Here is an 11,595-nt window from a genome sequence, read left to right as displayed (position 1 = left end):
CATCATTATAATTAAAAGAATTTTCTATTTTTATCGAGTCTTCCTGAATTGGAATACATATATTTTTAAAAACAGAATCAGTTGTATACACTGAATCAAAAAATATATCAAGACTTTTTTGATCTAAATCAATATTCCTATTATCTGAAATAGTCATATCATTTTGAGCACATACTGACATAGTTATGCTACTAAAAATCAATAATAATATATATTTAAACATAATTTCAGTATTACTTCTATATGTTTTACTTTTCCCCGGCTACCGCACGATTCTATCGCGTGACTTTAATAATTAACAAGATCTAATCAAATGTACTTCCTAAAAGTATGAAATTAAACAGAACAATACGAAAGGGTTTAGTTCATTAAACTCGCAAGCTCAGTTCGAGCAGTAACAGTGCTTCCGGCTCTGACCAATAAAAAAGGCCGGCTTTCATGAGCCGACCTTCAATTAATTTCACACTGTAAGTGAGGTTTTACCAAATAACAATCTTTGCACTATCTGATCTAACAAATGATTCGTGTGAGTTGCAGGCAAATGCCTTTTCAAACTCAACCATGTTACTCAGTGGTCCGTTCACGCGGTAACGTGCCGGTGAGTGCGGATCTGTCATTACGCGGTTGCGGATGTACTCTTTAGTCGAGTTCATTTGCCAAACCTGTGCCCAACCGAGGAATACGCGCTGATCATCAGAGAATCCGTCAATTGGTTTTGGTTCGGGCTGACCTTCAATCGACTTTTTGTAAGCGTGATAAGCCAGCGTAATTCCGCCAAAATCTGCGATGTTCTCTCCTACTGTGAGTTTTCCGTTGATGTTCAGTCCTTCGAGTGGCTCGTAAGAACTGTACTGCTCAACCACTTTATTCACGAGCGAATCAAAGCGTTGACGATCAGTCTCCGTCCACCAGTCATTGAGGTTCCCGTCAGCACCGTAGAGGCTTCCTTTGTCATCAAAACCATGCGTAAATTCATGTCCGATCACGCCTCCTATTCCACCGTAGTTAATTGCCGGATCAGCATCAGGATTGAAGAAAGGTGGCTGTAAAATACCAGCCGGGAAAACAATTTCATTGTTGTACGGATTGTAATACGCGTTCACAACATGAGCTCCCATGTACCACTCGCTTTTGTCAACCGGTTTGTTGAGTTTGTCGAGGTTTTCACGGGTTTTGTATTCGCTGAGCGTCAACATGTTTTGCGCGAATGACTCTCTCGAAATATCGAGATCGCTGTAATCTTTCCACTTATCAGGATAACCGATTTTGTAAGTAAAGGCGTCCAGCTTTTCGAGCGCCTTTTTCTTTGTTTCAGGCGTCATCCATGTTAAGCCGTTGATGCGTTCTCTGAATGCGGCTCGCAAATCTTCAACCATTCCTTCAACCTGCGCTTTTGAATCTGCAGAGAAATGTTCATCAACAAAAAGATGCCCCAGTTGCTCATCGAGTCCGCCCATGCGGTTCATCACACGTCTCCAGCGAGGCTTCATCTCCTTTTTACCGTTGATCGTGGTACCGTAAAAATCAAACTTGCGCTGCTCGAGTTCTGATGTGAGATAATTTGCCGATCCGTTCACAACCTTCCAGTGCATCAGCAATTTCCAATCGGCAAGATCAGTTGCTGTGTACATGCTATCGAGCGATTTCATGTAACCGGGATTGTTCACGATAACCGTATCAGTCTCAATACCAAGCGTATTAAAATACTGCTCCCACCCGATGTTTGGCGTCATTTCCATGAATTCAGAAACAGCCATTTTATTGTAAGTCAATTTCGGATTTCGTTGATCTACACGACTCATTTGATTTTTGGCAATCGACTCCTCAACCGAGTAAATGCGGTTTGCCATTTCTTTTGCTTTTTCACGGTCAGAGCCAGTCATAGCCAACATATCGGCTACGTAGCTTTTAAACTTGGTTCTGATCGATTTTGATGCCGAGTCGTCTTTGAGATAGTAGTCTCTATCAGGAAGTGAGAGCCCGCTTTGCGAAGCGTAGAGCACATTCATGTTCACGTTCTTCTTATCCGGACTCACATAAGCTGAAAACGGATTACCAAACCCGAGGAGTTTCATTTCTCCTGCTTTTGTGAAATATTCCTTTTGGTTCTGAATGTTATCAACTGCCTTCAAAAGCGGCTCAATATCTTTGATTCCGCGCTTATCGATTGCACCAGTATCAATACCTGTATGAAACAAATCCCCCACAAGCTGTTGGTCAGATCCTTTTTTCAAATCAGTTTTATCGGTGAACGTCATGAGGATTTCCCTCAGTCGTTTGTTGTTGTCCTCAATCAAAATATTGAAACGTCCCCACCTGCTTTCTGAATCGGGAATAGGATTGTTTTCTATAAATCCGCCTGCTGTGTATTGAAAAAAGTCTTCACAGGCATGTACTGTAGTGTCCAGTGCTGATGTAGCAAAAGCTTCGTATTCCTTCTCTACAGCTTTTTCTTCTTTTTGCTGATTACAGGAAGCAAATGTCAAAGCACTTACTCCGGCCAACAGCATAAGTTTGTTGTTCATATTCTTGAAAATTTTGATTCAAATAAAGCTTATTTTATTGAAATGCTCAATCATTTTGTGATGAATGGAGCTTTTTACCCGTAAATACAGCGGAGAATTCTAAATTTGCAGCCCAATTTATAGATAATACGACATGTTTGCATCTTACATATTACGCATCGCTATAACAGCGGTCATTTTAGGTTTTTCGGTTTACCAGTTTATCGAAGGCGAAATAGGAAATGGGATTTTCTTTGTTCTGTTGAGTGCACTGGTGCTGGCAACCGTTTGGCTCAACGAGTTTATCCTGTTGGCTTTTCTCGCCCTCAGGAAACAGAATTACGCAAAAGCTGAAAAGTGGTTGAGCAAAATCAAAAAGCCTGAAGTGATGATCAAAACACAGCAGGCTTACTACTATTACCTACAAGGCATGATCATGAGCCAAACCGGAAAGATGGGCAAAGCCGATTCAATCTTAAAAAGAGCGTTGTCTCTTGGCCTGCGCATGAAGCACGATCGCGCTATGGTGAAGTTGAATTTAGCCGGAATTGCAGCGAGCAGAAGAAGAAAACGCGAAGCACTCAACTGGTTGAACCAGGCTAAGAAAGATGACGACAAGAACATGATTGCCGACCAAATTAAAATGCTCAAGCAGCAATTGAACCGCATATAATCTGAGATTTGAAAAATAAACTATCAATTGTTGTAAAAACTCACCAGGGACTGGAAACGGTGCTGGCTGAGGAAATTAAAGCCTTTGGCGGAGAAAATATCGAAATTCTCAACAGGGCTGTTGCCTGTGAAGGAGATCTGGAAACAGTTTACCGCTGCAATTTAGCCTGTAATACGGCTCTGAGAGTTTTGGTTACGATTAGCTCATTTACTATTCAGAACCAGGACGATCTTTACGAAGGCGCTTACGAAATTCAATGGCAACGCTACTTCGATGTCGATAAAACATTCATCATTGATGGTGTGATCTTTTCAGATTTGATGCGCAACACTCAGTTTCCTGCACTCAAAGTAAAAGACGCCATTGCCGATCGGTTTAGAAATGAGTTTGGAAAACGCCCCAGCATTGACAAAATAAGTCCTGATGTTCGTGTTCATTTGCTCATCAGACAGGACAAAGTAGATATTGCCCTCGATAGCAGCGGTGATCCACTCAACCAACGAAACTACAGAACGCGAAGCTTGCGCGCTCCGCTCAATGAAGCGCTAGCAGCCGGAATTCTGAAATTGGCCGGTTATGACGGATCGGTCGATATTTACGATCCGTTTTGTGGAACGGGTACATTCCTGACTGAAGCGGCACTCATCGCTTCAAACACTGCTCCAAATGTGAATCGCAAGGATTTTTGTTTGAAAAACTGGATGAACTTTGACCGCGAATTGTGGTACTCCGTTTTGGAGGATCTGAGAGATCAGGAAAAAGAAATCGAGGCTCGCTTTTACGGTTCTGACAGTGACCAGGAAGCAGTTGACACTACTCGTGAGCACTGGATTAAATTAGGCCTAGAACCGGATTTGCTGAGAGTCACACGCAATCACTTTGAAGATTGCAGGCCAAAAGGAGAAACAGGTCTTTTTGTGGCAAACCCGCCATACGGCAAACGAATTGATGAAGATGATGCGGTGGAGTTACACAAGGCAATTGGGGATTTATTAAAACAGGAATTCAAAGGGTTTAAGGCTGCAATTTTTTCCGGATCGATGAAGGGACTCAAACACTTTGGTTTACGACCGTTTAAAAAAGTGCCTATGTTCAACGGATCAATTGAATGCAAACTCCATCTTTACGAAATGTATGCTGGATCTAAGAAAAACAAGTCTTAGCTGTTCATTTTTTCGTACCACTTTTTGATCGCTTCCAGAATTCCCTGTGTAAAAAAGGGCTTACTCATATAGTCGTCAAATGTGTGCATCATGGAGTTTTCTGCATGCGCGCTTGACATATCAGCTGATAGCGCAATAATAACCGGACATTCATCCTTGAGTTCTTTCCTTATTTTGCGTGTTGCCTCTATTCCATCGATTCCCGGTATCATGATGTCCATGAAGATCAAATCTGGCTTTTGGGTTACAGCCATCTCGATTGCTTCTTCTCCATTTTTTGCGATTAATGGTTCATAACTCATTTTGCGCAGCTGAATATCGAGCATTTCACGATTTACTTTGTTGTCATCGACAACCAGGATTTTCAAAGGGTAGCTCTTTCCGAGTTCAGAGGCATTTTCAATGTTGATAGACTCTTTGGTTTCAGGTTCCTTTTGTTTCCCTTTAGCGTTAATTTTGAAGCTAAAGCTCGTTCCTTCTCCTTCTCTACTCTCAACTTTGAGATCACTTCCCATCAAACTGACAAGTCCTTTTGAGATGGATAAACCAAGGCCTACACCGCCATAATTTTTTGAAATAGATGAATCTGCCTGGTGGAAGGATTCAAAAATCCATTTGAGCTTTTCTTCTGAAATGCCAATACCTGTATCTTTAACTTCAAAATGAATATCATACAGGTAGCCATTTAACGTTTTTTCCTTTTTACCGGTTTTTACAATGAGTTGTACTTTTCCATCATGAGTAAACTTAAAAGCGTTGTGCAACAGGTTTACCAGTACCTGCCTGAGTCTGTTTTGGTCGATATAGACCAGTTGCGGAATATTTTCATCGTAAATCAACTCGAACTCAACATTTGCATTGCGGTCTTTATCTAAGAGGATTTCAATTTCCTTTAATAAAGGCTTCAGTTGTATTTCTTCGTAATGAAGCTTTATCTGTTTAGCTTCAATCTTAGAAAAATCTAATATGTCGTTGAGCAACACTAACAAACTTGAGCTACTATTTTTGACGATTTTGAGATATTTACTTTGCTCATCATTGAGAGGCGTGTCAGTCAATAGCTCTGTCATACCAATAACAGAGGTCATAGGTGTTCTTATTTCATGGCTTACAGCCGCAACAAAGTCACGTTTAACCTGAAGCGCTTCTTCAGCTTTTATATTCGCTTTTTTCAGAGCCGAATTCGATCGGGCTAATGAATTGTTCGTTTTGGTAAGTTTATCAGCTACGCGCTTTTTAGAACGCCTTTCAAAATACAGCGAAACAGCAAATACTAATGCTACAATGAGCAAAATTGATGTTATGAGGAAAAACCAAAAGTTACGGTTTTTGAGTCGCTCGTTGAGTAGGTTTATTTTTTCGAGATTCTGTATTTCGTTTGTTTGAATTTGATTGTTGTACTGATACTCCAGTTCTGATACCTTTTTCTGTACTTCGATCTCATTGAGTGAATCCTGTACTTTAAAGAGTTTAGAGAGGTAATAATTGGCCTGAGCCAAATCGCCCTGTTCTTTTTTCAGCTCAGCCATTTCACGATAGCTATCTACCAAAAACCTGGATCCGAGACTTTTCTCAGATTGCCGGATACTCAAGTCATAATATCGAGCTGCAGAGTCGAGCTTACTGAGCTTTACGAAAGCTTGTGCTTTGTGAAAGTAGAGTTCGTCTAAAAATTTTTGTGAGTTTTTTGAAAGAAAGATATTCTGTGCTTGAGTTAGTGCTTTTAGCGCCCTACGGTACTCCTTCTCTTTCAGCCACAGTTTTCCAAAGCTCATATCGATCGTTGCCATGCCAACGGGGTCTTTGTACTCGATTCTGGTCTGTTTCGCCCTATCGAGATGAGCAATAGCTTTATCGATATAATCCAATCCCAAATAGCTGATTCCAAGGTTGTGATCAATGATGCTCATTTTATAGTCAGATCCGTAACTCTTACTGGCTTTTTGTGCCTTTTTGAGCTGATCGATTGCACTTTTGAAATCTTTGATCTCTATGTACAAAAGAGCCAAATTGTTGTGAGCTACAACTAATGATGCAGAGTCTTTTAGTTGTTTCCATATACGAATAGACTGAATAAAATTCGATAATGCATTGTCATACTTTCCCTCGAGCGTTTGGACAAGACCTAAATTGTTATAAACTCGTGCGAATAAAAGGCTATCTCCCTCCTTACCAACAGACAACAAAGCTTTGTTGTAGTACTCCTCAGCTGCGAGAAAGTTTCCGCGCTGTTTCTCAACAATCCCCAACGCATTTAAACTCCTGATTAAATTGTAAGTATCGCCTTTTAATTTGGTGAGTTCCAGTTCTTTTTTGAGGTAAATGATCGCACTATCGAGTTCCCCAACACGTTTTAAGTAAACTGCAATATCGTGAAGAGCTTCAATTTGGTTGCTGGTGTCATCTTCGAGCTTACTTAGCCGATACGCTTCTTTTTTTTCGCTCAGCTCATCTGTACTTACCTGGCAGACAGCTACAAGGGAATTGATCAAACAAAAGAACAGAATTGTAACAATGCGATTCATTTTCATCATTTATGGGGGCTGAATGACTGTTACGAAGGTAGCCTAATTATGATAAATACTGAATACCTGATTAGCTGTAAATAGTGAGATATTCAATGTTAATGCGGCTCTGACCAAGTAATTGAACAAAATGATGAATTGTTTATTAGTTAAACAAAACGACTTGTAATTTTGCCACAAATAAATTGAATGAGCGACCATCAAATTAAATGTGAACATTGCGGCTCGTGGGTTGATGCGAATAAGGAAACCTGCGAAGTTTGTGGAAAAGTATTGAGAGCTAAGGATAAGAGTGAAACACTTAAAAGATCAAAGGTCCCAGATCCTCTCAAGCCACAACTGATTAAAATTCACGACTCAGACAGTGCTGTTGTGAAGTTTTTCAAGAAGCTCGTTCAGGTTGGTCAGCTCGTGTTTTACGCTATTGTGAGCTTTTTAATTTGGGTTACATCATGGGCAGTAGGTTAATCTTTAAACAACACGGTTACATGCTCATACCTTATTTGATTTTTGCTGCGAATCAAATTGGGATATTTGATTTTTTGAATAGCTCATTTGTGAGTAGCTATCTCAACGACCTAGTTGCTCTTCCAATCATTTTACATCTCGCTCTTATCCCTATGAAATATATCGTTTACAGAGATGAAAGTTATGCATTGGGCAGTACAAACATCCTTATTACTTTTATTGCTGTAAGCCTGGTTTTTGAGTGGTTCCTCCCAACTCAGAATCCCCGGTACGTAGCCGATTATTTTGACATTGCCTGTTATGCTTCAGGAAGTATTTGGTATTACTTTGCAATTGATAGAAGACAAGTCAAACCGTCAACAAATAAGACTTTAAGACGTTTAGAAATATATGACAAAAAAGATCAATGATATCGGTCTATTTTATTTGCCTATGGTTGTTTTACCCGGTGAGTCAACAACTCTTCATGTTTTTGAGGAACGCTACAAGGCATTGGTTAGAGATGCAATCGATGAAGAAAAACCTTTTGGTATTCTCATGCCTCAAAAGATGAACAGAGAATACGGATCACTGGTCAGGGTCAAAGAAGTTACCAAGTCTTATCACGATGGCAGATTTGACATTGAAATTGTTGGTGAAGATATTTTTAAAATACTGGATAAGACTGATGATCCTGAATGTTTATACGATAATGCTCAGGTAGAACCGATTAAGACTGAGCCAGGTATGATCAGAGACTCTCTTTTAAATGCCTATTTTGAGTATTCAGTAAAGCAATTAAAACACGATCCAAGCTATTCTTTTAGTAAAAACATGAGCGTTTATGAGCTGGCTAATAAGTGCGACCTTACAATGATTGAGAAGTACAAACTTATTTCAACTTCAAGTCCTGATATACAACAAAATATACTCCAGAATCATCTGAATATAGTTAACGCTCTGTTCAATCAGGAAGAAGCACTCAAACAAAAATTCTACCTCAATTAAACGCTTAGCCAGAGTTCAATTGTTCAGATCCCCATAAATCCAAATCAATTGTATCTTCGCAGGTATGTTCGACAAGTTGAAGCACTTTTTTCTCATCAAATTGTGGGAAAAGGATCTGACCAAAATGAACAAATGGCAGGCTTTTCTCTTTAGGCAAGGGCGCATATTATTTGTTGCCGGAAAAGGTTTTCTAGAAAACCGAATCCAGGAAAAGGCATCTGCTCTCACCTTTTACACTCTGCTTTCAATAGTCCCGGTTATCGCCATGGTCTTTGGTATTGCTAAAGGGTTTGGATTTCAGGACAGACTCCACGATATGGTCCTGGAAAATGCTTCCAACAACCGCGAAGTATGGCTAAAAGTAGTCGATTTTGCTGAAAGCATGCTCGAAAACACACAGGGCGGACTCATAGCCGGTATTGGTGTTGTTGTTTTGATTTGGAGTGTCATGCGACTACTCATCAGTATTGAAGATGCTTTCAACGATGTGTGGGAAGTTTCAAGCGGACGGTCGTGGTCACGCAAATTCACTGATTACCTCACGATAATGATTCTGTCGCCTGTCCTCATTTTATTATCGAGCAGTGCCACGGTTTACATCAAATCTCAGTTTGAAACACTTGCTGAACAATTTGAAATCATCGGTTTTTTTGGTCCGCTCGTGCACTTTCTATTTAAACTATCACCCTATATACTCATTTGGTTAGCATTCGTTCTCCTTTATACCGTAATGCCGAATACGAGAGTCAGCATTAAGTCAGCGCTAATTGCGGCCGTAATTGCTGGTACATGTTTCCAGCTGTTCGAGTGGGCATATATCACTTTACAGGTAGGTGTTTCGCGTTACAACGCTATCTACGGTAGTTTTGCAGCTTTACCGCTATTTCTTATCTGGCTTCAAACGAGTTGGCTCATTGTTATGGTCGGAGCCGAACTGGCTTTCGCGAACGAGAACGTTGAGCAGTATGAACACGAAAACGAAATGGGTGAAGTTAGCATAGAGTTTACCAAGAAAATCACTGTTTTAGTGATGCATAAAATCATTCACCGCTTTATGCTTGGCGAAAAACCCGTCACTGAAGAAGAACTCGCTAATGAACTGGGAATTCCAGTACGCATGGTTCGTCAAATCCTGTCAAAATTGAGAAGAGCAGATTTCATTGCTGAAACACCCACAAAAGATGATAAAACACGCGCCTATCTTCCAAAGCGTGATATCCACAATCTCAAACTCACTGATCTCAGCACAGCAATAGAAGAACTCGGTGCTTCAGGATTTCCGGTTAAAGACAAAAAAGTGTTTGAGGAGATCGATAATCATTTTGAAACACTCCAGTCACACATGGAGCATTCAAATGAAAATGTGCTTATCAAAAACATAAATGTCAACTCGTAAAGAAATAATAATCAAAACCTTACTAACTGTTACCGTAAGTTTTGTTTTAAGTGCTTTTTCTTTCGGTCAGAACCTTGAGCGGACTCATTACTTCCAGCAGTCTTTCAACGGTGGTTCGTTGATCGATATTTATCCCGGCTCGCCAGAATCGAATGTTGTGAACGCCATTAATTTGAGCTGGCTGAGCGAAACCAATGACTCTACATCGTACAGGAGCAAATTTGGAAATCCACTCCGCGGATTCACATTCGGTTTTTTTGATTTAGGTAATAAAGAAGTGCTGGGACACGCCTTTACCGGGCAATACACGATGCTGTTTCCGCAAAAAATCAATCGGTTGCTTACCTGGGAACCGGGCTTGAGCATGGGAGGAGCCGTTTTTACCAATCCTTATGACTACCTCGAAAATGAAGAAAACATTGTCATGGGCTCACGTGTAGCTTTTTGGTTATCTGCTTACATGAGACTCCACTACTCTTTTTCTGACGAGCTTAACGCCTTTGCCGGAGCTGCCTTTCATCATTCTTCTAATGGTCACACAGCCCTGCCAAACGTTGGAGCTAACATCCCGAGTTGGCAATTAGGCGTACGCTATCGGTTTAGTAAAAAGACGGCTGTGGAGGGCTCTGACCGTAAACTCGACAATCTTTTTGACAAATGGCAATACGGTTTTCGCCTGGGACATGGTTTTTACGAACTGGGCGAAACGATTTCGCCAACAAACGGACCGCTCTACGCGGTTTACACGACTCAGCTCTACGCACAGCGGAAAGTTTCTGATATCGGGCGATTGCGAATTGGTTTGGAAGGACACTACAACCGCGGACACAGGGCGCTATATGAAATTGTTGACGATACTGATACTCCCGAAGCAAACTTTGAAAATAGCACGCTGGGAATGGCTTTTGCCGGATATGAAGTGGCTTATGGACATTGGGCTGTGTATTTGCAGGCGGGTTATAACTTCCACAATCCGGGATTGGCTTACTGGCTGGATTTTTTGACTGAGAACGAATTCATGGACCGATTGAAAAAGCGTGTCTCAGGGCGATACGGAGTTCACTACTATTTTAAAAACCCTTACGGTGCACCAAACTGGAATCTCTATGCCGGACTTGAGGTGAAAAGCATGGTTGTACAGGCCGATTTCCTTGAATTGTGTGTGGGCGTGAATTTTGGGAAGAAAGATTAATTCGCTGTAATAATAAGTCTTCCATTACCGCCAAAAAACGTTCGGTTCCCAAATTTAGCGGCATCATAAAAATCATCTTTCACATCGAGCATTTCAAATTGCCATTCATCATCATTCCAACGAGCAATAGAACCGTTATTGCCTACAGCTAGATCTGTGTAAGCCATTCTTTCCAGGAAGTAACCATCCTTGAAAAACTTTTGTGCTCTTGCAGAAAGATCCCACGATTGTCCATAATCATCGCTCGAATAAAGGTCACCGTTAAACGTACACATATAGCCAAATCTGCCAGATTCATCAAAAATCATGGAAGTGTAAAAGGCAGGAGTTGACTCCCTCCGCTCCCACGTTTCGCCATTATCTCCCGATCTCAAAATGATTCCGTTTCCAACGACATACATCCACCTATCATTGTGCGCGATACCACGTAAATCATTCATGTATTCTGACTGAAGGAATTGGCCGTCATCCAATCCTTTTCGAATCACGCCAAACCGCAAATCACCGCCTCCAACGAAAATATGCAGACTATCAGCCACAACTGCTTCTCTCAGCGGCTGCTTGTGTTGCTGGTTGATCCAGTATTTCTCCTCAGTGTAATGTGGCGTAACGTTTAGATTTCCGTCAACAATCAATAAGTCAGATGTTTCGAGACCCAGATAAAAACCATCTCCGTTTCTGGAAATC

Annotated in this window: 10 protein-coding genes; 7 read left to right on the top strand and 3 right to left on the bottom strand. The window is 40.9% G+C overall.

All coding sequences use genetic code 11. The features are described 5' to 3' along the window. Window positions 1–479: 479 nt before the first annotated feature. A complete protein-coding gene (locus RI557_RS10565) occupies window positions 480–2,525 on the bottom strand; it encodes a M13 family metallopeptidase (RefSeq protein WP_310683689.1) in 2,046 nt (681 codons plus the stop codon). A 133-nt stretch (window positions 2,526–2,658) separates the two neighbouring features. Here RI557_RS10565 and RI557_RS10560 point away from each other — a divergent pair, with 133 nt between their 5' ends. Both RI557_RS10560 and RI557_RS10555 read left to right on the top strand, forming a co-directional pair. After that, window positions 2,659–3,177 carry a DUF2892 domain-containing protein gene (locus tag RI557_RS10560; RefSeq protein ID WP_310668790.1) on the top strand — a complete coding sequence of 173 codons (519 nt, stop codon included), beginning with the start codon at window positions 2,659–2,661 and terminating at the stop codon, window positions 3,175–3,177. A gap of 8 nt (window positions 3,178–3,185) precedes the next feature. Further along, entirely contained in the window at window positions 3,186–4,340 is a 1,155-nt protein-coding gene (locus tag RI557_RS10555) for a THUMP domain-containing protein (RefSeq protein WP_310683687.1), read from the top strand. Here RI557_RS10555 and RI557_RS10550 read toward each other — a convergent pair. Further along, complete coding sequence (locus RI557_RS10550; protein WP_310683685.1) at window positions 4,337–6,865, bottom strand: tetratricopeptide repeat protein; 2,529 nt, start codon at window positions 6,863–6,865, stop codon at window positions 4,337–4,339. The genes RI557_RS10555 and RI557_RS10550 overlap by 4 nt on opposite strands. A 189-nt stretch (window positions 6,866–7,054) precedes the next feature. On the opposite strand from RI557_RS10550, the gene RI557_RS10545 reads away from it, so the two are divergent. The 5 genes from RI557_RS10545 (at window position 7,055) to RI557_RS10525 (ending at window position 10,908) form a co-directional block, all read left to right on the top strand. Continuing rightward, on the top strand, window positions 7,055–7,333 hold the full coding sequence (locus RI557_RS10545) for a hypothetical protein (protein WP_310668786.1): 279 nt from the start codon (window positions 7,055–7,057) through the stop codon (window positions 7,331–7,333). Then, window positions 7,318–7,743 (top strand): hypothetical protein, encoded by a 426-nt coding sequence (locus RI557_RS10540; RefSeq protein ID WP_310683683.1) that lies wholly within the window; start codon window positions 7,318–7,320, stop codon window positions 7,741–7,743. The genes RI557_RS10545 and RI557_RS10540 overlap by 16 nt, the downstream gene beginning before the upstream one ends. Next, the gene (locus tag RI557_RS10535; RefSeq protein ID WP_310683681.1) at window positions 7,724–8,320 is read left to right on the top strand and encodes an LON peptidase substrate-binding domain-containing protein; all 597 of its coding nucleotides are present in this window, start codon (window positions 7,724–7,726) and stop codon (window positions 8,318–8,320) included. Before RI557_RS10540 ends, RI557_RS10535 begins: the two co-directional genes overlap by 20 nt. Before the next feature lie 64 nt (window positions 8,321–8,384). Beyond that, window positions 8,385–9,716 (top strand): YhjD/YihY/BrkB family envelope integrity protein, encoded by a 1,332-nt coding sequence (locus tag RI557_RS10530; protein WP_310683679.1) that lies wholly within the window; start codon window positions 8,385–8,387, stop codon window positions 9,714–9,716. Then, entirely contained in the window at window positions 9,703–10,908 is a 1,206-nt protein-coding gene (locus RI557_RS10525; RefSeq protein ID WP_310683677.1) for an acyloxyacyl hydrolase, read from the top strand. Before RI557_RS10530 ends, RI557_RS10525 begins: the two co-directional genes overlap by 14 nt. Here RI557_RS10525 and RI557_RS10520 read toward each other — a convergent pair. After that, window positions 10,905–11,595: hypothetical protein (locus tag RI557_RS10520; protein WP_310683671.1), on the bottom strand; the 691-nt coding region annotated here is incomplete at its 5' end. The two genes, RI557_RS10525 and RI557_RS10520, sit on opposite strands and share 4 nt — an antisense overlap.

This window comes from Salibacter sp., from assembly GCF_031581065.1.
Lineage (GTDB): Bacteria > Bacteroidota > Bacteroidia > Flavobacteriales_G > Salibacteraceae > Salibacter.
The sequence above is the reverse complement of the archived record's forward strand: the minus strand, read 5'-3'. Positions and strand labels throughout refer to the sequence as shown.